The sequence below is a fragment of the Burkholderia sp. 22313 genome (assembly GCF_052045245.1).
In the GTDB taxonomy this organism is placed as follows: Bacteria; Pseudomonadota; Gammaproteobacteria; order Burkholderiales; family Burkholderiaceae; genus Burkholderia.
The window spans coordinates 40,182-62,000 of record NZ_JBQEON010000037.1 but is presented as its reverse complement, the minus strand read 5'-3'; the positions used below and the strand labels follow the sequence as shown (position 1 = coordinate 62,000).

Genomic DNA, 21,819 nt, shown 5'->3' with positions numbered 1-21,819 from the left:
CGGTGCGTTGCCTTACCAGCGGTAACCGGCGCCGGCGCCGATGGCAACCGTGCCGCGCGTATTGGTGGAGCCGGACGCCTTGACCACCCAGCGCCCGTTGCGCATGGCGGAGGACAGGCCGAACGCGACGGCCGATTGCCCGCTGTACGTGCCACCGGCGATCGAGACCATGCTTTCGCCCGCGAGCGACGCTTGCGGCAGGTTCGCGATCGCGACGGCGGAAGCGATGCCGCCGCTGGCGTCGCGACGATAGTGGTCGATGTCGTTACGCACGCTGCCGATCTGGTCGCGCAATTGCTGCACGTTCACGGCATCGGTCGGCGCGGTGCCGGCCTTGACGTTGGCGATTTGCCGCTCCTGGCCGGGCGCGCCGACGGAGACCGTGTCGTCGCGGTCGGCGACGGAGTTGTTGCCGAGCGCAACCGAATTGTTGCCCGGCGCCGTGGCGTTGTTGCCGATCGCGATGCTGTCGTTACCGGACGCGCTCGAACCGTTGCCGAGCGCCATCGAATTCGAACCGGTCGCGCCGGAGCCGTCACCGAGTTGTGCGAGCTGGTTGCCATGGTCGCCCGTCGGCGGCGTCACGCTCGGGCCGTTCTTCTCGATGTCCGACAGGCGCGTGTTCAGCGAATCGAAGCGGCTGTCGAATTGCTGCTGCATCGTGAAGAGCTGCCCGCCATTGACGGCCTGCATGCCACCCGCGACGATCGCTCCGGGCCGCACGTTGTCGAGCAGCGTGCCGCCGACCCCGCCGAGCGTCGCGCGCCCGAGCGACAGGTCATCGTACACGAGCGCACTGAGCGGGTTGCCGGCCGGGTCGACCAGACCGGTTGCCTTCAACTGCGCGATCGTCACGGCGTCGGTATCGCCCACGCCGTTCGACAGGCCGGTCAGCGTACGCGTGCCGTTTGCACCGGCGACGCTGACCGACGTGCCGCCCTTGTCGGCGCCGATCGAGATCGCGAGGCTCGCGGGATCCTGTCTCACGAGGCCGGTGGTGCCGTTGTCGAGCCGCGTGCCGAGATCGTCCACGTCGTAGCGGATCGACTTGACGTCGGTTTCGACCGTCGATACGCGCCCGTCGAGGTTCGTCAGCGCACTGCCGACGGTGGTGAAGGTCTTGCCGTCGATCGTGTAGCTGGGGCCACGAACGGTGCCGTCCGCGTTGACGGCCGCGTCGCCGCCGAGCGCGGCGACGACGGGCTTGAGCTGCGACAGGTTGGTCGCGTCGGTGTCGCTCGTACCGGCGCGCAGGTTGACGAGCTGGCGCTCGTTGCCGCTTTTCCCGATCGACACGGTGTTGCGTCGGTCGGCGACGCTGCCTTGGCCCAGTGCGACCGAGTCGTGCGCGGTGACCGTCGCGTCCGCGCCGAGCGCGATCGCGCGGTTCGCGTTGACGTTCGACGAGACGCCCAACGCGCTCGAGCGGTCGCCGTGAACGTTCGCCCGTTCGCCGATGGCGATGGTGGCTTGCCCGTCGGCTACGGACTGTGCGCCGATCGCGATCGCCGAGTGGTCGCCGCCGGTTTCACCGTTCGCCCGCGCGCCGGGCCCGATGGCGATCGAGCCGGCGCCCGAAGCGGTCGTCTCGTTGCTCTCACTGCTGTTTACGACCAGATGGTCGAGAATGAGATCGGTGGCGGCCTGGGCGTAACCGGGGGCGAGCGCGGCCAGTGAAACCGCAAGCGCGGACAGGCGGGTGGCACGCGTGCGACGTCGTCGTGTCGAGCTGCGTGGGGGCGGTTTGCTGGAGGGCATGGCGAAGGTGAGTGACATGATTCGTGATCCTGATTAATCGATTTCGTACGCGCGGCCGGAGGGTGCCGATGCGCTTCATCCGCAACGGGGCATGACGTGCCGCCTGCGGACGGCCGGCCCGGATACCGGGGCAGCCGCGACGTCAGCGAGCGACTATACGGAGCGACTCATGCGTCGTCGATTGGACGGTTACGAAATTTTGGATGCGCTATAGGACACGACATCGTCCGTCGATGACGATGTCGCGGCTGGATGGAGGCGGGGGATGAGGCGAGGAGAAGAAGCGGGCGGCGCGTGTCGGGCAAGTCGAAAAAGCGTTGTCGCGCAAGGGCGGCCGGAAGGTATCGCGTGGCGTATCGTACGGCCATGCACGGCCACGCGTGGAGATGCTCAATCCCCCATCGCCACTCCTTCCCGCCGCGGATCGGCCCCACCGAACCACACCGTCTGCCCCTGCACGTTCAGCCGCTGGATGCCCTGCAGTCCGGAGTTCATCTCGACGAGCTGCACGTCGTGCCCGCGGCCCTTCAGCCCGTCGACGAGCGCATCCGACACGCGGCCGCGTTCGAGCTGAGTCGGCCCGTTCATCGAGCCGAAGTTCGGCAGCGCGATCGCCTGCTGCATCGTCATCCCCCAGTCGAGCACGCCGACCAGCGTCTTCGCGACGTGGTTGATGATCGCGGGGCCACCCGCCGAGCCGACGATCATCGTCACCTGTTTCGTCTTCTGGTCGAACACGAGCTCCGGCGACATCGCCGAGCGCGGCCGCTTGCCGGGCTGCACGCGGTTCGCGACCGGCCGGCCATTCTCGCTCGACACGAACGAGAAGTCGGTGAGCTGGTTGTTCAGCATGAAGCCGCGCACCATCAGCCGCGAGCCGAACGCGTCCTCGACGCTGGTCGTCATCGACAGCGCCTGGCCGTAGCGGTCGACGATCGCGATGTCGGACGTCGACGGCAATTCGGGGCTGCGGTCGTCGGCCAGCGCGAGCGTCGCGCCCTGTGGCGTGCCGGCCTGCGCGACGCCCATGCTGGTATCGCCGATCAGGCGTGCACGCTGCGCGAGATAGGTCTTGTCGGTGAGGCTCGCCCAGCTGCCGCCCGGCAGCGGCGCGAAATCGGGATCGGCGACGTAGCGCGCGCGGTCCGCGAACGCGAGGCGCCCGGCCTCGCTGAACAGGTGCGCGGCGAACGGCGTCGGCTCGTAGCCGACCTCGTTGCGCACCGGCTTCTGGGCGCCGATCTGCTGCCAGTCGGGCATCGCCTCGAGGATGCCGAGCATCTGCGCGATCGCGAGGCCGCCCGACGACGGCGGCGGCATCCCGCACACCACCGAGCGCCGGTAGTCGGTACACAGCGGCGCACGCACCTTCGCCTTGTAGCGCGCGAGATCCTGCAGCGACAGCAGGCCGGGATTGGTCGGGTGCTTGCGCACCTTCGCGACGATGTCGCGGGCGATCGCGCCGGTGTAGAACGCATTCGCGCCGCGGTCGGCGATCTGGCGCAGCACGGTCGCGAGCGCGGGGTTCTTCAGCACGGTGCCGGCCGCCTTCGGCGTGCCGTCCTTGTTGTAGAAGTACGCACGCGCGGCCGGGTCGTTCATCAGGTACTTGTCGTTCGCGATCAGCATCGCCAGGCGCGGGCTGATCGTGAAGCCGTGCTCGGCGAGCCGGATCGCGGGCTGGAACAGCCGGCGCCACGGCAGCTTGCCGTGCGCGCGGTGCGCGGCGTCGAGCATCCGCAGCACGCCCGGCGTGCCGACCGAACGCCCGCCGACGACGCCTTCGTAGAAACGCATCGGCTGGCCGGTCGGGCCGTAGAACAGGTGGTCGGTCGCGGCGGCCGGCGCGGTCTCGCGGCCGTCATAAGCCTGCGTCGCACGGCCGTCGAAGTACAGCATGAACGCGCCGCCGCCGAGCCCCGACGATTGCGGTTCGACGAGTGCGAGCACCATCTGCGTCGCGATCGCCGCGTCGATCGCGGTGCCGCCTGCCTTCAGCATGTCGTAGCCGGCCTGCGTCGCGAGCGGGTTCGCGGCCGCGATCATGAAGTGTTGAGAGGTCCAGCCCGGCTTGTCGGTCCAGCCGGACGACGGTTCGGGTGCCTGGACACCGGGCAGCGGCACCGCGGCGCCCGGCGCAGCGGCCACCGGGACGACGGCATTCGATGGCACGGACGGCGACGTGCAGCCGGCGCTGAACGTGACGAGCGTGGCAAGCGCGACGAGCGCGAGCGTGGCGACGCGCGTCCGGGGACGCGAATGCGGACGGATCCGGTCGAACATTGAAACCCTCGGCAACAGTGAATTCGAAGGAGGCGGCGTGTGCGCGGCACGCGCTCCGCACGGGCGGCGCGCTATTGTCGCCGCGTGGCCGGCGGGTTGTCATCCGTCAGGAAACCCTGACGAATCCCGCCGGGCCCGCCCCGACCGGTCTTTCCGGCCTGTTCGAGGATGAACTCTATGAACGTCGCGGTCGCGCGCGTGTGGTGCCGGTTCGGCATGTAGAGCATGTACATGTGCGTGCCGAAGATGCTGAGCCGGTACGCATCGAGCGACGTGACGACCGTGCCGCGCCGCATGTCGTCCTGCATCACGTAGTCGGGCACGATGCCGACGCCGATCCCGGCGAGGATCGCCTGGCGCAGGAACAGGAAGTTCTCCGAAATCAACGTGGGCTCGAGCAGCACTTCGTGGCGCTCGTCGCCGAGATACGCGGCGATCCGCAACTGCCGGCCCAGCACCGTCGCGGTGACGACCGGCGCGGCAGCCAGCGCGCCGAGGCTCGCGGGCATCCCGTGTGCGGCCGCGAACGCAGCCGACGCGCACGCGACGTAGCGCACCGCGCCCATGTCGCGTGCGACGAGGTTCTGCGGCGGCTCCGGCATCACGCGCACCGCGATGTCGATCTCGTCGCGCATCAGGTCTTCCACGCGATTCTCGAACACCACGTCGAGCACGATGCCCGGATGCCGCCGCTTGAACGCGAGCAGCCAGTCGGACATCACCATCTGCCCATAGCCGCTTGGCACCGACAGCCGCACGCGGCCCTGCAGGTCCTGGCCGAGCGTCGTCACCGATTCCTGCGCGGCGAGCAGCTCGTTGCGGATGCGCCGGCCGTGCTCGTACAGCTTCAGCCCGATCTCGGTCGGCTCGATGCGGCGCGTCGTGCGGCGCACGAGCTGCTGGCCGATCGAGCGTTCGAGCTGGTTCAGCCGGTAGCTGACGTTCGCGCGGCTCATCTTGAGCCGCTGCGCGGCCTTGCTCAGGTTGCCGGCGTCGAGAATCTCGACGAGCAGCGTCAGCGCGTTCAGGTCCATCCTGGTGTCTCCTGATCCGTCCCGCTTAATGGCGCGAAACGGTCCGAAAGCATTCAATGTCAAGTCAGACTTGACAGCTTGTAAAGGCGCGCGGGAATTGTCAATGAATCTCGATCAATCGAGAATCGAGTCATGCCCGGCCACCACGCCGGATCGTTTCCCGCCGCGCGGGATCAGGCTCGGGAACCGGCCGCGCTCGCCGCCCCGGCGGCCGGTCCCGCCCGGCGCACCGCACTGGAGCACGCCACGATGCATTCAACCGCTTCCGCCGAACCCACCCGGGCCGGCACCGTCACGCACGAACGGCGCGACAAGGTGCTCGTCGTCACGATCGATCATCCGCCCGTCAACGCGCTATCCGCCGACGTGCGGCGCGGTCTCGCCGACGCGCTCGACGCCGCGCAGGCCGACGACGCGATCCGCGCGGTGCTGATCGTCGGCGCCGGCCGCAACTTCATCGCGGGCGCCGATATCCGCGAATTCGGCAAGCCGCCCGTGCCGCCGTCGCTGCCCGACGTGTGCGAGCGGATCGAGTCGAGCGCGAAGCCGGTCGTGGTCGCGCTGCACGGCGCGACGCTCGGCGGCGGCCTCGAGGTCGCGCTCGCCGCGCATTACCGGCTCGCGGTGCCCGGCACGAAGCTCGGGCTGCCCGAAGTCACGCTCGGCCTGCTGCCCGGCGCGGGCGGCACGCAGCGTGCGCCGCGCCTGATCGGCGCGAAGGCCGCGCTCGACCTGATGCTGACGGGACGTCACGCGAGCGCCGACGAAGCGCTTGCGCTCGGCCTCGTCGATCGCGTCGCGCATAGCGACGACACGCTCGCCGAAGGGCTGGCTTATGCGCAGGAGCTCGTGTCGCTCGGCGCACCGGCGCGCCGTACGCGCGATGCGCAGGGGCTGGCCGAGCGCGCGGCTGCGCAGGCCGCGATCGACGCCGCGCGTGCCGAGTTGCCGAAGAAGTCGCGCGGATTGTTCTCGCCGGCGAAGATCGTCGACGCGGTCGAGGCCGCGCTCACGCTGTCGTTCGACGCGGGGATGAAGCTCGAACGCAGCTTGTTCCTGCAATGCATCGACAGCCCGCAGCGCGCGGGTCTCGTGCACGCGTTCTTCGCCGAACGCGAAGCCGCGAAGGCGCCCGAGGCGCGCCGCGCGAGCGCGCGTCCGGTCGAGCGGATCGGCGTGGTCGGCGGCGGCACGATGGGGGCGGGGATCGCGGTCGCGGCGCTCGATGCCGGGCTGCCGGTGACGATGATCGAGTGCGACAAAGCGTCGCTCGCGCGCGGCCGCGCGCATGTGGAGAAGGTGTACGACGGGCTCGTCGCGAAAGGCCGGATGACGCCGGCCGCGCACGCGGCGCGGCTCGCGCGCTTCAAGGGCAGTACGTCGTACGATGCGCTCGCGCAGGCCGACGTCGTGATCGAGGCCGTGTTCGAGGACATGGCCGTGAAGAAGGCGGTGTTCGCCGAACTCGCGCGCGTGTGCAAGCCGGGCGCGGTGCTCGCGACCAACACGTCGTATCTCGACATCGACGAGCTGGCGGCGAGCATCGACCGGCCGGCCGACGTGATCGGCCTGCACTTCTTCTCGCCGGCCAACGTGATGAAGCTGCTCGAGATCGTCGTGCCGGCGCGCGTCGCCGCGGACGTCGTCGCGACCGCGTTCGCGCTCGCGAAGCAACTGAAGAAGACGCCGGTGCGCGCCGGCGTGTGCGACGGCTTCATCGGCAACCGGATTCTCGCGGTCTACCGCACCGCGGCCGACTACCTGATGGAAGACGGCGCGTCGCCGTACCAGATCGATCGCGCGGTGCGCGAATTCGGTTTCCCGATGGGGCCGTTCCAGGTCGTCGACCTCGCTGGCGGCGACATCGGCTGGGCGACCCGCAAGCGCCGCGCGGCGACGCGCGATCCGCGCGCGCGCTATGTGGAGATTTCCGACCGGCTGTGCGAGCGCGGCTGGTTCGGGCAGAAGACCGCGCGCGGCTACTACCTGTATCCGGACGGCGCGCGCGTCGGCTCGCCGGACCCGGACGTCGAGGCGATCGTTGCAGATGAGCGAGCGAAGAAGGGCGTCACGCCGCGCGCGTTCACCGACGACGAAATCCTGCGCCGCTACCTCGCCGCGATGATCAACGAAGGCGCGAACGTCGTGCACGAGAAGATCGCGCTGCGCCCGCTCGACGTCGATGCGGTGTTCCTGTACGGCTACGGCTTCCCGCGCTATCGCGGCGGCCCGATGCATTACGCGGACACGGTCGGCCTCGCGAACCTGCTGGCCGACATCCGCGCGTTCGCGCAGGAGGATCCGCTGTTCTGGAAACCGTCGCCGCTGCTCGTCGAGCTGGTCGAGCGCGGCGCGGATTTCGCGAGCCTGAACCGCGCCGACTGAGCGCCTACCCGCATTGGCAACGGATATACGATGGACCTCGATTTCACGCCCGAAGAGGAAGCGTTTCGCGCCGAAGTGCAGCGCTTCCTGGCCGCCGAACTGCCCGAGCGCACCGCGCGCAAGGTGCGAGGCGGCCTGCACCTGACGCGCGACGACATGCGCGAATGGCACGCCATCCTGAATGCGCGCGGCTGGCTCGCGAGCCACTGGCCGCGCGAGTACGGCGGCCCCGGCTGGAGCGTCGCGCAGAAGTTCCTGTTCGACAACGAATGCGCGCTCGCCGGTGCGCCGCGCATCGTGCCGTTCGGCCTGAACATGCTGGGCCCCGTGCTGATCAAGTACGGCAGCGAAGCGCAGAAGCGTCACTGGCTGCCGCGCATTCTCGACGGCACCGACTGGTGGTGCCAGGGCTATTCGGAGCCGGGCGCCGGGTCCGATCTCGCGTCGGTGAAGACGAGCGCGGTGCGCGATGGCGATCACTACATCGTGAACGGCCAGAAGACGTGGACCACGCTCGGCCACTACGCGAACATGATCTTCTGTCTCGTGCGCACCGCGACCGATGTGCGCAAGCAGGAGGGCATCAGCTTCCTGCTGGTCGACATGAACACGCCGGGCGTTGAAGTGCGCCCGATCATCACGCTCGACGGCGAGCACGAGGTGAACGAGGTGTTCTTCACCGACGTGCGCGTGCCGGTGGAGAACCGGGTTGGCGACGAGAACCGCGGCTGGACCTACGCGAAATACCTGCTCACGTACGAGCGCACGAACATCGCCGGGATCGGCTTTTCGACCGCCGCGCTCGACCGGCTGCGCGCGGTCGCCGCGAAGGTCAGGAAGAACGGCCGGCCGCTCGCGGACGATCCGTTTTTCGCGGCACGCGTCGCGCGCGTCGAGATCGAGCTCGAGAACATGCGCACGACCAACCTGCGCGTGCTGGCCGCGGTCGCGGGCGGCGGCGTGCCGGGCGCGGAAAGCTCGATGCTGAAGATTCGCGGCACGCAGATCCGCCAGGAGATCACCGCGCTGATGCGTCGCGCGATGGGCCCATATGCACTGCCGTTCGTCGACGACGCGCTCGACGCCGGCTACGACGGCGGGCCGGTCGGCCCGGAAGAAGCCGCGAGCGCCGCGCAGCAGTACTTCAACAATCGCAAGCTGTCGATCTTCGGCGGCTCGAACGAGATCCAGAAGAACATCATCGCGAAGATGATGCTCGGGCTGTAAAGAGGGACGCGACGATGGATTTCCAGCACACAGAAGACCGCCGGATGCTGGCGGACACGTTGAACCGCTTCATCGCCGAACAGTACGCGTTCCCGGTGCGCGACCGCATCGCGCAGTCGGCCGAAGGCTTCGATCGCACGATGTGGCAGCGCTTCGCCGAACTCGGTGCGGTGGGCGCGCTGTTTCCCGAAGCCGACGGCGGCTTCGGCGGCGCGGGTTTCGACATTGCGGTGGTGTTCGAATGTCTCGGTCGCGGGCTCGTCGTCGAGCCGTTCCTCGGCGCGCTGCTCGCGGGCCGCGCGCTGTCGCTCGGCGGCGGCGCCGCGCATCGCGACAAGCTCGCCGCGCTGATCGACGGCAGCGCGAGCGCCGCGTTCGCGCACGACGAGCCGGGCTCGCATTACGAGCTGACGACAGTGCGCACGCGCGCCGAGCGTTCCGGCGGCGGCTGGGTGCTCACGGGCGAGAAAGGCGTCGTCGACCAGGCCGCGCAGGCGGCGTTCTTCGTCGTCAGCGCGCGCGTGTCCGGCCATGACGACGACGCGGCCGGCATCGGCCTGTTCGTCGTGCCGTCCGATGCGCCGGGCGTGTCGCTGCGCGATTACCGGAAGATCGACGGCGGCCGCGCGGCCGAAGTGCGCTTCGCACGCGTCACGCTGCCGGCCGATGCCGCGCTCGGCGCGCCGGATGGCGCGCAAGACGGCGAAGCGGGCGCGGCACTGCTCGAACGCGTGCTCGGCTACGGGCTGCTCGCGCTGTCGGCGGAAGCACTCGGCGCAATGGACGTCGCGAAGGCGGCGACGCTCGACTACCTGCGCACGCGCAAGCAGTTCGGGCTGCCGATCGGCAGCTTCCAGGCGCTGCAGCACCGGATGGCCGACCTGCTGCTCGAAGTCGAGCAGGCGCGCTCGGCGGTGATCAACGCGGCCGCGCAGCTCGAGGCACCGCGCGTGGTGCGCGAGCGCGCGCTCGCGGCAGCCAAATTCAGTATCGGCCGGATCGGCACGCTGGTCGCCGAAGAGAGCATCCAGCTGCACGGCGGGATCGGGATGACGTGGGAGCTGCCGCTGTCGCATTACGCGAAGCGGCTCGTGATGATCGATCACCAGCTCGGCGACGAGGATCACCATCTCGCGCGCTATATCGCGCTGTCGAAACAGTAAGGGCGCACGACGCGAATGGAGGAGACAACGATGACGAACGAGGCGCGCGCGCTGCCGCTGGCCGGCGTGAAGGTACTCGATTTCTCGCGCGTGCTCGCGGGCCCGTGGAGCGCGATGGTGCTCGCCGATTTCGGCGCGGAAGTGATCAAGGTCGAGCATCCGGCGCGCGGCGACGACACGCGCGACTGGGGGCTGCGGATCGGCAACACCGAGACGACCTACTTCAACAGCGTGAACCGCAGCAAGCGGTCGATCTGCGTCGACCTGCAGACGGAAGCCGGGCAGCGCATCGCGCGCGAGCTGGCCGCGCAGGCCGACGTGCTGATCCACAACTTCAAGTGCGGCGGCGCGGAACGGCTCGGGCTCGGCTACGACGCGCTGGCCGAGCTGAATCCGCGGCTCGTGCATTGCGCGATCTCGGGCTACGACCGCTCGGGGCCGGAGGCCGCGCGGCCCGGCTACGACCTCGTCGTGCAGGGCGAGGCCGGCCTGATGGCGCTGAACGGCGAGGCCGGCCAGCCGCCGCTGAAATTTGGCGTCGCGGCGGTCGACCTGTTCACCGGCATGTATTCGGCGCAGGCGATCCTCGCCGCGCTATACGAGCGCCACGCGACCGGGCGCGGCCGGCGCATCGAGATGGCGCTGTTCGACTGCGGGCTGATGATCACCGCTTACTACGGGCTCGACGCGCTGCTGACGGGCGAGGATCCGCCGCGCTACGGCAACGCGCATCCGTCGATCGTGCCGTACGGCGTGTTCGATGCGGCCGATGGCCCGATCGTGATCACGGTCGGCAACAACACGCAGTTCGCGCGCTTCTGCGACGCGATCGAGCGGCCCGATCTCGCCGCGGACGAACGCTACAAGACCAACCTCGGCCGCTCGGAGCATCGCGCCGCGTTGCTGCCCGAGCTGCGCGGCGAACTCGCGCGCCGGCCGCGCGCGATGCTGCTCGCGGCACTCGCCGAGGCGGGCATTCCGTGCGGCGAAGTGCTCGGCCTGCATGACGCGCTGACCTCCGAGCGCGCGACTCGCGCGGGACTCGTCACGCGGCAGCGGCATCCGGTCGCCGGCGGCGTCGACGTGCTTGCGCCGCCGTATCGCTTCGACGGCGCGCGCCTGCCGGTGCGCGGTGCGCCGCCGGTGCTCGGCGCCGATACGGACGACGTGCTCGGCGGCTGGCTCGGGTTGTCGGCGGACGAGCTGGCGCGGCTGCGTGCGGACCGCATCGTGTAACGCGTTTCATGACTTGCCGCCGCGGCGCGGGCGGTGCCGCTCACGCGCCGATCATCCACCAGACCCCCCTCGCAAAGACGAGGTGGTTGCCCTGCGGGGCCGGAGTAAGTGCTGAAGCACTAACACCGGCCGACATAAGCGCTAAAGCGCCAACTCTGGTCGACCGCGAAGCATGGGACCAGAGTAAGCGCTAAAGCGCCAACTCTGGTCGACAGGAGACACCATGGAGCTTTCCGTCATCGAATCGGTCACGGCGCGCCGTGACTACCAGCAACTCGTGCGGGCGCGGCGCCGCTTCAGCTTCACGCTGACGGCGCTGATGATCGCCACCTACTACGGCTTCATCCTGCTCGTCGCGCTCGCACCGCACGTGCTGGCCGCGCCGCTGTACCGCGGCGCGACGACCACGGTCGGGATCGTCGCGGGCGTCGCGATCATCCTGGTCGCGATCGGCCTGACCGCGTGCTACGTGCTGCGCGCGAACCGTGCGTTCGACCGCCGCGTCGACGCGATCCTGCAGCGTTCGTGACGGAGGCCGACATGCGACGCATTTCGAGCGCGCTCGGCGCGCTGGCCGTTCTCGTTGCTTCCGCCGCCCATGCGACCGGCGTCGCGGGCCCGATGCCCGACAAGGTCGAGCTGAACCCGGTGGCGATCGCGATGTTCTTCGCGTTCGTGTTCGCGACGCTCGCGCTCACGCGCTGGGCCGCGCGCCGCACGCGTTCGACGCGCGACTTCTACACGGCGGGCGGTGGCATCACCGGGCTGCAGAACGGGCTCGCGATCGCGGGCGACTACATGTCGGCCGCGTCGTTCCTCGGGCTGTCGGGGATGGTGTTCATGTTCGGCTTCGACGGGCTGATCTACTCGATCGGCTTCCTGGTCGGCTGGCCGTTCGTGATGTTCCTGATCGCCGAGCCGCTGCGCAACCTTGGCAAGTTCACGTTCGTCGACGTCGTCGCGTACCGCTTCGCGCAGCGGCCGATCCGGCTCCTGACGTCCGCGAACGCGCTGACGATCGTCGTGCTGTATCTGGTCGTGCAGATGGTCGGCGCGGGCAAGCTGATCCAGCTGCTGTTCGGGCTGTCGTACGGCACGGCCGAGCTGATCGTCGGCGTGCTGATGGTCGTCTACGTATTTTTCGGCGGGATGACCGCGACCACCTGGGTGCAGGTGATCAAGGCCGTGCTGCTGCTGTGCGGCGCGACGGTGCTCGCGTTGCTTGCGCTCGGCGAATTCGGCTTCAGCGTCGACGCAATGTTCCGCCGCGCGGTGGCCGTGCATCCGGGCGCGTTGTCGATCATGGGGCCCGGCAAGCTGATCCGCGATCCGGCCAATGCGCTGTCGCTCGGCATCGCGCTGATGTTCGGCACGGCCGGCTTCCCGCACATCCTGATGCGCTTCTTCACGGTGCCGAACGCCAAGGAGGCGCGCAAGTCGGTGCTCTATGCGACCGGCTTCATTGGCTACTTCTATTTGCTGACCTTCGTGATCGGCTTCTCGGCGATCGTGCTGCTCGCGCAGCATCCGGAGTTCTTCCGGCTCGACGCGAACGGCACCTTCAACCTGACGCACGACCTGCTCGGCGGCTCGAACATGGTCGCGGTGAAGCTCGCGCAGGCGGTCGGCGGAAACTGGTTCTACGGGTTCATCGCGGCCGTCACGTTCGCGACGATCCTCGCGGTGGTCGCCGGGCTCACGCTCGCCGGCGCGACCACGATCTCGCACGACCTGTACGCGCAGATGTGGGCGCGCGGCAAGCCCGACGAGCGGCTGGAAATGCGCATCTCGCGCGCGTCGACGATCGGGCTGTCGGCCATCGCGATCGCGCTGTCGATCCTGTTCGAGCACGTGAACGTCGCGTTCATGGTCGGGCTCGTCGCGGCGGTGGCCGCCAGCGCGAATTTCCCGGTGCTCGCGATGTCGATCTTCTGGCGCGGGATGACGACGCGCGGCGCGGTGCTCGGCGGCGGCCTCGGCCTCGCGTCGGCGGTCGCGCTCACGGTGCTGTCGAAGTCGGTGTGGGTCGACGTGCTGCACCACGCGCATGCGCCGGTGTTCCTCGACAATCCGGCGCTCGTGTCGGTGCCGCTCGCGTTCGTCGGGATCGTCGTCGGCTCGCTCGCGGATCGTAGCGAGCGCGCGCGGCGCGAGCGCGACGCGTTCGCTCACCAGGAGTTCTACGCGCAGACGGGCGTGCGGGCCAGCGGCGCCGTGCAGCATTGATTCATCGGATGAAAGCGCCCATCCGTCCGGATCGCCGGACGGATATTTTCCGGAAATCCGGAATCCCGGATTTTCTTGCCTGCCGCATTGTGAGAAATGCAATAAAAACAATGACTTGAGGCGTTTCGGAACGCTGGCATCGACCTTGCAATATAAAAGGCACGGCCATCCCCCGGCCCGACTATTAAATCAAGGAGACAATCGATGACCACTGCCTTCCATCCCCTCCGGACGTCTTGAGGCATCGCTTGTTGCGGCACGGCAGCCGCGCGGGCGAGTGAATCTTCCCCTGTGACATTCGTCCGCGCGCGTGACGCCGTTTCCACCGGCTCATCTACTTCAGCAGGAACCATCGTGAAGAAGAAACCCTTCTACAAAGTGCTCTATGTGCAGGTGATCTTCGCCATCATCGTCGGCGTGATCCTCGGCCACCTCTATCCGGCGCTCGCCACCGACATGAAGCCGCTCGGCGACGGCTTCATCAAATTGATCAAGATGGTGATCGGCCCGATCATCTTCTGTACGGTCGTCACCGGCATCGCCGGCATGGAGGACATGAAGAAGGTCGGCCGCGTCGGCGGCAAGGCGCTGCTGTACTTCGAGATCGTGTCGACCTTCGCGCTGCTGCTGGGCCTCGCGGCCACGCACATCCTGCGTCCGGGCGTCGGCTTCAACATCGATCCGGCAACGCTCGACGGCAAGGCCGTCGCGTCGTACGCGGCGAAGGCGCACGGGCAGTCGACGGTCGACTTCCTGATGCACATCATCCCGAACACGATGGTCGATGCGTTCGCGCAGGGCGAAATCCTGCAGATCCTGCTGGTCGCGATGCTGTTCGGCAGCGTGCTCGCGCACCTCGGCGAGCGCGGCAAGGTCGTCACCGATTTCATCGACGGCCTCACGCGCGTGCTGTTCGGCATCGTGCACATCGTCACGAAGCTGGCGCCGATCGGCGCGTTCGGCGCGATGGCGTTCACGATCGGCAAGTACGGCGTCGGCTCGCTCGTGCCTTTGCTGAAGCTGATCGGCACGTTCTACCTGACGTCGGTCGTGTTCGTGCTGGTCGTGCTCGGCACGATCGCGCGCGCCACGGGCTTCTCGATCATCCGCTTCGTGTCGTACATCAAGGAAGAGATGCTGATCGTGCTCGGCACGAGCTCGTCGGAAGCCGCGCTGCCGCAGCTGATGGAAAAGCTCGAGAAGGCCGGCTGCTCGCGTTCGGTCGTCGGCCTCGTGGTGCCGACCGGGTACTCGTTCAACCTCGACGGCACCAACATCTACATGACGATGGCCGTACTGTTCATCGCGCAGGCGACCAACATCGAACTGACGTGGATGCAGCAGCTCACGCTGCTCGCGGTCGCGATGCTGACCTCGAAGGGCGCGAGCGGTGTCACGGGCGCGGGCTTCATCACGCTCGCCGCGACGCTCGCCGTCGTGCCGACGATCCCGCTGTCGGGCATGGTGCTGATCCTCGGCATCGACCGCTTCATGAGCGAATGCCGTGCGCTGACCAACATCGTCGGCAACGGCGTCGCCACCGTTGTCGTGTCGGCGTGGGAGAAGGAGCTCGACCGCAACAAGCTGCGCCAGGCGCTGACGGGCGGTGGCGAGGTCAAGACGACCGAGACGGCCGGCGTCTGATGCCATGAACGAGCAGGCGGCGGCACCGCCCGCAGGCGGCGCGCCGCGCGATGGCCAGGACGGCCGAGGCGGCCTGGGTGGCGATGCGGAGCCCTATGACACAATAGGTGATCCGCATCGCCAGGAAGTCACGTCCGTGAAGCGCCGCCTGTTCATCCTCGTCATGCTTGCCGCCGCGCTCGCGGCGGCGTGCGCGCTGACGTGGACCATCACGTGGCAGCGCGGCGTCGCCGAGCTGCAGCGCAACGCCGCGGTACGCGTCGACCGCACCACCAACGCGCTCAAGAGCACGCTCGACCGCTACGAATCGCTGCCTTATCTGCTCGGCAGCCATCCGTACGTACAGGACCTGCTCGCCGAGCCGAAGCGCGCCGATTTCACCGCGCGCGCGAACCGCTATCTCGAAGACCTCAACGAACACGCGCACGCGACCGTCACCTACGTGATCGACGCGGACGGCCTGTGCGTCGCCGCCAGCAACTGGCGCGCGCCCGACAGCTTCGTCGGGATCGGATACCAGTTCCGTCCGTATTTCATCGACGCGATGAACGGCCGGGTCGGCCGCTTCTTCGGAATCGGCACGATCTCGCGCGATCCTGGCTACTACATCTCGCAACCGGTGTGGCGCGACGGCAAGATCGCGGGTGTCGTCGTCGTGAAGCTCAATCTCGAATGGTTCCAGGGCGCCGATGCGTCCGAGCCGCTCGTCGTCGCGGACGATCACGGCGTCGTGTTCCTGTCGTCCGTGCCCGCGTGGAAATATCACACGCTGCATCCGTTGACGGGGCCCGTCGCCGCGTCGATCTACGAGACGCGCCAGTACGCGCAGCAGCCGGTCACGCCGCTGCCGCTGCGCGTCGAGCAGGTGCTCGGCGCCGACGCGGAAATCGTGCGCCTTGGTCCCGGTCGGCGCGCGCCGCGCTTTCTCGCCAGCAAGCGGCGGATCGGCGAACCCGACTGGCTGCTCGTCACGCTCGCGCCGATCGCACCGATCGACGCCGACGCGCGCAACGCGACGATCGTCACCGGTTTCGGCTTCGTGTCGGTGGCCCTGCTCGCGTTCTACTGGCGGATGCGCCGTGCGCGCGTGCGCGAGATGATCCGCGGCCGCGCGCTGCTGCAGCAGGCGTATGCGGAGTTGAACCGGCGCGTCGAGGAACGCACGGCCGACCTGTCGGAAGCGAACGCGCAGTTGCAGAAGGAGGTTGGCGACCGGATCCATGCGGAACAGGAATTGCGCGCCGCGCACGACGAACTGATCCAGGCGAGCAAGCTCGCCGCGCTGGGCCAGATGGCGGCCGGCATCACGCATGAACTGAACCAGCCGCTCGCGGCGTTGCGCAGCTTTTCGGACAACACGCGCGTGCTGCTCGATCGCGGCGAGCAGGCGGCCGCGCGCGAGAACCTGGAAGCGATCGCCGCGCTGACCGAGCGGATGGGCAAGATCACCAACCAGCTGAAACTGTTCGTCGGCCGCGCGAAGCCGCGCAACGAACAGGCGCTCGTCGTGCGCGCGCTGCGCAGCGTGCTGTCGCTGCTCGGCGACCGGCTGCGCGGCGTGGCGCTCACGCTGACGCTGCAGGACGCGACCGTGTCGCCCGCGCGCGATGTGCCGCTCGACCTCGCACGCGACTATCCGGAACTCGTCGCCCGCTGCGAGGACCTGCGCCTCGAACAGGTGCTGATCAACCTGCTCGGCAACGCGCTCGACGCGGTCGCGGGTGTCGCGGCGCCGGCGATCGAAGTGACGATCGCGGTGTCGGTCGCGACGCTCGCGGTCGAGGTGCGCGACAACGGGTCCGGCATCGCGCCCGACCTGCTGCCGCGGCTGTTCGAACCGTTCTTCACGACCAAGGAAATGGGGCGCGGGCTCGGGCTCGGTCTCGCGATCTCGTCGTCGATCGCGAGCGACGCGGGCGGCGCGCTGACCGCGCGCAATGCACCGTCAGGCGGCGCGCTGTTCGTCTTGACGCTGCGGCGCGCGCGCACGCATCATCCGGACTCCGTGTCCGAGCAGGCGGGCTCGCGCTAGGGCGCGCCAGCCGTTCGCCGCACGGCCGGCATCAACGAGAGCCGCGCGCATCCGCGCCGCGCGGCCTGTCAGGAGCAAGTGACTACGATGGCCAACCGGCTGCAAGTGATCTATATCGAAGACGATGCGCTCGTTCGCCGGGCGGGCGTGCAGAGCCTCCAGCTCGCGGGGTTCGACGTCGTCGGGTTCGAATCGGCCGAAGCGGCCGACAAGGCGATCGTCGCGGAAAACGCCGGCGTGATCGTCAGCGACATCCGGCTGCCCGGCGCGAGCGGCCTCGACCTGCTCGCGCAGTGTCGCGAGCGCGTGCCCGACGTGCCGGTGATCCTCGTCACCGGCCACGGCGACATCTCGATGGCCGTGCAGGCGATGCGCGACGGCGCGTACGACTTCATCGAAAAGCCGTTCGCGGCCGAGCGGCTGATCGAGACGGTGCGCCGCGCGCTCGAGCGGCGCGAGCTCGTGCTCGAGAACCATGCGCTGCGGCGCGAGCTGGCCGGGCAGAACATCGTCGCGCCGCGCATCATCGGCCGCAGCCCGGCGATCGAACAGGTGCGCAAGCTGATCGCGAACGTGGCGCCCACCGACGCGTCGGTGCTGATCAACGGCGACACGGGTGCCGGCAAGGAGCTGATCGCGCGCAGCCTGCACGAGTTGTCGCCGCGTCGCGACAAGCCGTTCATCGCGGTGAACTGCGGGGCGCTGCCCGAGCCGATGTTCGAGTCGGAGATGTTCGGCTACGAACCCGGCGCGTTCACCGGTGCCGCGAAGCGCCGCGTCGGCAAGCTCGAATATGCGTCGGGCGGCACGCTGTTCCTCGACGAAATCGAAAGCATGCCGCTCGCGCTGCAGGTGAAGCTGTTGCGCGTGCTGCAGGACGGCGTGCTCGAGCGGCTCGGCTCGAACCAGCCGATCCGCGTGAATTGCCGCGTCGTCGCGGCCGCGAAGGGCGACATGAGCGAGCTCGTCGCGGCCGGCACGTTCCGGCGCGACCTGCTGTACCGGCTCAACGTCGTGACGATCGCGCTGCCGCCGCTCGCCGAGCGCCGCGAGGACATCGTGCCGCTGTTCGAGCACTTCATGCTCGACGCGGCCGTGCGCTATGGGCGCCCAGCCCCCGTGCTGACCGACCGGCAGCGTGCGAGCCTGATGCAGCGCGACTGGCCCGGCAACGTGCGCGAGCTGCGCAACGCGGCCGACCGCTTCGTGCTCGGCGTCGCCGACATGCCGCAGGAAGGCGTGGCGAGCGGCGACGAGGCGGAAAACGACCAGACGCTGAAGGAGCGCATCGAGCAGTTCGAGCGCGCGGTGATTGCCGAGGCGTTGAACCAGACGGGCGGCGCGGTTGCCGCGACCGCCGACCGGCTGCACGTCGGCAAGGCGACGCTGTACGAGAAGATGAAGCGCTACGGGCTGTCGGCGAAAGGCGAAACCGAGCGCTGAAAAACGAACGGACCGCAGGGCGGTCCGTTTTGCCGGGAAGGGCGGCGTGCGCCCATCGAGCGGGGTATCGCGCGGCGGCGCTCAGGCCGCGTTGCTGTCGAGCGCCTTCTTGAGCAGCGCGTCGAGTTCCGCGAATTGCGGTGCGCCGACGTAGCGCTTCAGGATCTTGCCGTCCTTGCCGACGACGAAGGTCGTCGGCGTCAGCTGCACGTTGCCGAACTGCTTCGCGACGCTGCCGTCGTCGAGCGCGACCTTGAACGGCAGCTGGCGCGTCTGCGTGTAGTTCGCGACGTACATCGGCGAATCGTAGTTCATCGCGACCGCGACGAATTCCAGCCCCTGGCCCTTGAAGCGGTTATAGGTATCGACCATCTGCGGCATTTCCTGCATGCAGGTCGCGCAGCTGGTTGCCCAGAAGTTCACGAGATAGACCTTGCCCTTCAGGTCGCCGGCCGTCGACACCTTCTGGCCCGACAGCAGCGTGAACGTGGCGTCCGGCACGGTGGACTTGCCGTTGAACGCGAAGAAGCCGGCAACGGCGATGGCCGCGACGATGACGGCCGCGACGATATAGCGGGCGGGGCCGGTGCGGCGCTGGGCGGGAGGCGTGGTGTTCATCTGCGGGGCTCTCGGAGTCGGTCGATGACGCGGGTCGATGCAAGGGACGTCGAAATTCGGCAGTCATTTTAGCGCGAATGCGACGCGCGCACCGGCCGCCGCCACGCATCCCGACTGCCAGCTTCGGCGGATAATGGGCGTTTTGCCTGTCCCCATCACTGCCATGCCGAAGGAAGTCATCGATTCGTTGCGTCCCCTTTTCCGCTCGCTGCGACACTTCGCCGCGCTCGCGTGCATGAGCGCGGCGCTGGCTGCGTGCTCGCCGTCCTATGACTGGCGTACGCTGCACAACGACGCCGGCTACACGATCGACCTGCCGGCGAAGCCGACGGTCGAGAATCAGCCGGTGGCGGTCGGTGGTGCGTCGATGCCGATGCGGATGCAGGCCGCACACGTCGATGGCGCGGTGTTCGCGGTCGGCACGCTGACGCTGCCCGACGACCGCGACGATACGCGTCGTGTCGCGCTCGAGTTTCTCCGCTCCGGGCTGTCGCGCAATCTCGAAGGCGCGCCGCAGACGGCGTCGGTGCCGGTGCCGCTCGCGGCCGGCGGCGCGGTGAACGGGCTCGAGCTGCGCGTCGCGGGCGCGGCCAGCGGTGGCGACCATGCGCACAAGACGATCGTCGCGCGGCTCGTGGCGCGCGGCCGCCACGCATACCAGGCCGTCGTGATCGCCGACGGACCGCTCGCGCAGGAACAGCTCGATCAGTTTTTCGGCTCGTTCAAACTCGACTGACCTCGGCCGGCGAGGGCGCTCAGACACTCTGTGACAACTGAAAGTTCATTCGCAGCTTTCGGCGCTAATCGCCGGATTTTGCGGGAGTTTTTCGGCTATCCACAGCGCATGTGGATAACTTTGTTGAAAAGTAGCCCGAATCTCCCGCAAAGCCGCGCCGGACGGCCTTCCGGTACATTTGACAGCTCCCGCTCTCCTTGCTAAAGATCAATAAAAACAAGGGGATACCGATTTTGCGATAAAAGGGCGCGCGAGCGCGATGAGCGGGGGGCGGATTCGCGAAATTGTGCATAAGTCAAGTCTTGACAGTCGGATTTTGTCCTTCTGGAGCGCTCACAGCATCGTGAGCGCGCGCCGGTAGCGGATCGCCTCGGCGATCTGCGCGGCCGTCGGCAACGGGTCGCCGGCCAGGTCGGCGATCGTCCGCGCGACCTTCAGCACGCGGAAATACGCGCGCGCCGACCAGCCGAAGCGCTCGCCGGCCTCGCGCAGCAGCCGCTCGCCGTCGTCGGTCGGCCGGCACAGGTCGTCGGTCTCCCGGCCGCTCAGCATGTGATTCGTCTTGCCCTGCCGGTGGAGCTGCAGCGCGCGCGCCTGCGCGACCCGCGCGGCGACCGCGGCGCTCGGCTCGCCGGGCGCCGTCGCGCGCGACGCGAGTTCGGCCGGCGACAGCGCGGGCAGGTCGATCTGGATGTCGATACGGTCGAGCAGCGGCCCCGACAGCTTGCGCAGGTAGCGTGTGGCGACGTCGGGCGTGCAGCGGCAGCGCCCGGACGGATCGCCATGCCAGCCGCACGGGCACGGATTCATCGCGGCGATCAGCTGGCACGCGGCGGGGAAGTCGGCCTGCTGCGCCGCGCGCGAGATCGTGATGCGGCCGGCTTCCAGCGGCTCGCGCAGCATCTCCAGCACGTGCCGGTCGAATTCCGGCAGCTCGTCGAGAAACAGCACGCCGAGGTGCGCGAGCGTGATCTCGCCCGGCTGCGGCGGGTTGCGGCCGCCGACCAGCGCGGCGGCGCTCGACGAATGATGCGGCGAGCGGAACGGGCGGCGGCGCCACTGCGCGGGCGAGAAGCCGATGCGGCTCGCGGACAGGAGCGCGGCCGACGTCAGCGCTTCGTCGTCGGTCAGCGGCGGCAGGAGGCCCGGCAGCCGTGCGGCCAGCATCGACTTGCCGGCGCCGGGCGGCCCGACCATCAGCATGTGGTGGCCGCCCGCGGCGGCCACTTCGAGCGCGCGCCGGGCGCCGCGCTGGCCGACGACGTCCGCGAGATCGGGGCCGGCCGGCGCCGGCATGGCGTCGAGGCAGGGCGCCGCGACCGGCGCGAGCCGCGCGTCCGGCGCACCGGCAAGGTGCGCGCACAGTGCGGGCAGATCGGGCGCGCCGAACACGGTGACACCCGGCACGAGCGCGGCCTCGGCGGCGCTGTCGAGCGGCAGGTACAGCTCCGGCGGGCGCGGCAGGGCTGTCGTGTCGGATATCGCACCGCAATCGGGGCTGGAACGAAGGCCGGACCCGAGGCCGGACCCGCGACCGGAATCCGGACCGGAGCCGAAGCCCGCGCCGGCGTCACCCGCGCGCCAGTCGCGTGCCGCGCCGCACGCCATCGCGAACGCGCCGCGCATCGGCCGCAGCGCGCCGGTCAGCGACAGCTCGCCTGCGAATTCGCGGCCGGCCAGAGCGTCGGCCGGAATCTGGCCGTTCGCCGCGAGGATGCCGAGCGCGATCGGCAGGTCGAAGCGGCCTGACTCCTTGGGCAGATCGGCCGGCGCGAGATTGACGGTAATGCGCCTGACGGGGAATTCGAAGCCGCAGTTCTGCAGCGCGGCGCGTACGCGCTCGCGGCTTTCGCGGACTTCGAGATCGGGCAGGCCGACGATCGAGAACGACGGCAACCCGTTGGCAAGATGGACTTCGACGGTGACGTCCGGCGCGCGGCCGGCCGCCGGCGCGCGACTGCGCACCACGGCGAGCGACATGGCGAGGCTCCTGTAAATGAATCGGACGGGCAATGGCCGTTCGGGGCACATGCC

The 21,819-nt window shown here is 68.9% G+C and carries 15 protein-coding genes; 10 read left to right on the top strand and 5 right to left on the bottom strand.

Annotation, left to right across the window (positions count from 1 at the left end):
• Positions 1 to 12: 12 nt before the first annotated feature.
• From ACTJKF_RS25855 to ACTJKF_RS25845, 3 genes are all read right to left on the bottom strand, one after another.
• Positions 13 to 1,776, bottom strand: a complete 1,764-nt coding sequence (locus tag ACTJKF_RS25855; RefSeq protein ID WP_440627281.1) for a YadA family autotransporter adhesin — start codon at positions 1,774 to 1,776, stop codon at positions 13 to 15.
• 372 nt (positions 1,777 to 2,148) lie between these two features.
• Complete coding sequence (gene ggt, locus ACTJKF_RS25850) at positions 2,149 to 4,041, bottom strand: gamma-glutamyltransferase (RefSeq protein ID WP_440627279.1); 1,893 nt, start codon at positions 4,039 to 4,041, stop codon at positions 2,149 to 2,151.
• 71 nt (positions 4,042 to 4,112) lie between these two features.
• Positions 4,113 to 5,075, bottom strand: a complete 963-nt coding sequence (locus ACTJKF_RS25845) for a LysR family transcriptional regulator (protein WP_440627277.1) — start codon at positions 5,073 to 5,075, stop codon at positions 4,113 to 4,115.
• A 249-nt stretch (positions 5,076 to 5,324) separates the two neighbouring features.
• Between ACTJKF_RS25845 and ACTJKF_RS25840 the strand changes: the two genes are divergently transcribed.
• The 9 genes from ACTJKF_RS25840 (at position 5,325) to ACTJKF_RS25800 (ending at position 18,431) form a co-directional block, all read left to right on the top strand.
• Positions 5,325 to 7,460 (top strand): 3-hydroxyacyl-CoA dehydrogenase NAD-binding domain-containing protein, encoded by a 2,136-nt coding sequence (locus tag ACTJKF_RS25840; protein ID WP_440627275.1) that lies wholly within the window; start codon positions 5,325 to 5,327, stop codon positions 7,458 to 7,460.
• Between the two features lie 30 nt (positions 7,461 to 7,490).
• On the top strand, positions 7,491 to 8,687 hold the full coding sequence (locus ACTJKF_RS25835) for an acyl-CoA dehydrogenase family protein (protein WP_440627273.1): 1,197 nt from the start codon (positions 7,491 to 7,493) through the stop codon (positions 8,685 to 8,687).
• Between the two features lie 14 nt (positions 8,688 to 8,701).
• Positions 8,702 to 9,850: an acyl-CoA dehydrogenase family protein gene (locus tag ACTJKF_RS25830; protein ID WP_440627271.1), complete on the top strand. Its 1,149-nt coding sequence runs from the start codon at positions 8,702 to 8,704 to the stop codon at positions 9,848 to 9,850.
• 30 nt (positions 9,851 to 9,880) lie between these two features.
• Entirely contained in the window at positions 9,881 to 11,086 is a 1,206-nt protein-coding gene (locus tag ACTJKF_RS25825) for a CaiB/BaiF CoA transferase family protein (RefSeq protein WP_440627269.1), read from the top strand.
• Positions 11,087 to 11,309: 223 nt separating this feature from the next.
• The gene (locus tag ACTJKF_RS25820) at positions 11,310 to 11,615 is read left to right on the top strand and encodes a DUF485 domain-containing protein (RefSeq protein ID WP_059544695.1); all 306 of its coding nucleotides are present in this window, start codon (positions 11,310 to 11,312) and stop codon (positions 11,613 to 11,615) included.
• A gap of 11 nt (positions 11,616 to 11,626) precedes the next feature.
• A complete protein-coding gene (locus tag ACTJKF_RS25815; protein WP_440627267.1) occupies positions 11,627 to 13,312 on the top strand; it encodes a cation acetate symporter in 1,686 nt (561 codons plus the stop codon).
• A 354-nt stretch (positions 13,313 to 13,666) separates the two neighbouring features.
• On the top strand, positions 13,667 to 14,956 hold the full coding sequence (locus tag ACTJKF_RS25810; protein ID WP_440627265.1) for a dicarboxylate/amino acid:cation symporter: 1,290 nt from the start codon (positions 13,667 to 13,669) through the stop codon (positions 14,954 to 14,956).
• A gap of 4 nt (positions 14,957 to 14,960) precedes the next feature.
• Positions 14,961 to 16,988, top strand: coding sequence for a sensor histidine kinase (locus ACTJKF_RS25805; RefSeq protein ID WP_440627263.1), 2,028 nt, complete (start codon positions 14,961 to 14,963; stop codon positions 16,986 to 16,988).
• A gap of 87 nt (positions 16,989 to 17,075) precedes the next feature.
• Entirely contained in the window at positions 17,076 to 18,431 is a 1,356-nt protein-coding gene (locus ACTJKF_RS25800) for a sigma-54-dependent transcriptional regulator (protein WP_440627297.1), read from the top strand.
• An 81-nt stretch (positions 18,432 to 18,512) separates the two neighbouring features.
• Here ACTJKF_RS25800 and ACTJKF_RS25795 read toward each other — a convergent pair whose 3' ends face one another.
• Positions 18,513 to 19,049 carry a peroxiredoxin family protein gene (locus tag ACTJKF_RS25795; protein ID WP_440627261.1) on the bottom strand — a complete coding sequence of 179 codons (537 nt, stop codon included), beginning with the start codon at positions 19,047 to 19,049 and terminating at the stop codon, positions 18,513 to 18,515.
• A gap of 163 nt (positions 19,050 to 19,212) precedes the next feature.
• Between ACTJKF_RS25795 and ACTJKF_RS25790 the strand changes: the two genes are divergently transcribed.
• Complete coding sequence (locus ACTJKF_RS25790) at positions 19,213 to 19,785, top strand: hypothetical protein (RefSeq protein ID WP_440627259.1); 573 nt, start codon at positions 19,213 to 19,215, stop codon at positions 19,783 to 19,785.
• Positions 19,786 to 20,118: 333 nt separating this feature from the next.
• Here the strand turns inward: ACTJKF_RS25790 and ACTJKF_RS25785 are convergent, their stop codons facing one another.
• Positions 20,119 to 21,765, bottom strand: a complete 1,647-nt coding sequence (locus tag ACTJKF_RS25785) for a YifB family Mg chelatase-like AAA ATPase (RefSeq protein ID WP_440627257.1) — start codon at positions 21,763 to 21,765, stop codon at positions 20,119 to 20,121.
• Positions 21,766 to 21,819: the final 54 nt, after the last annotated feature.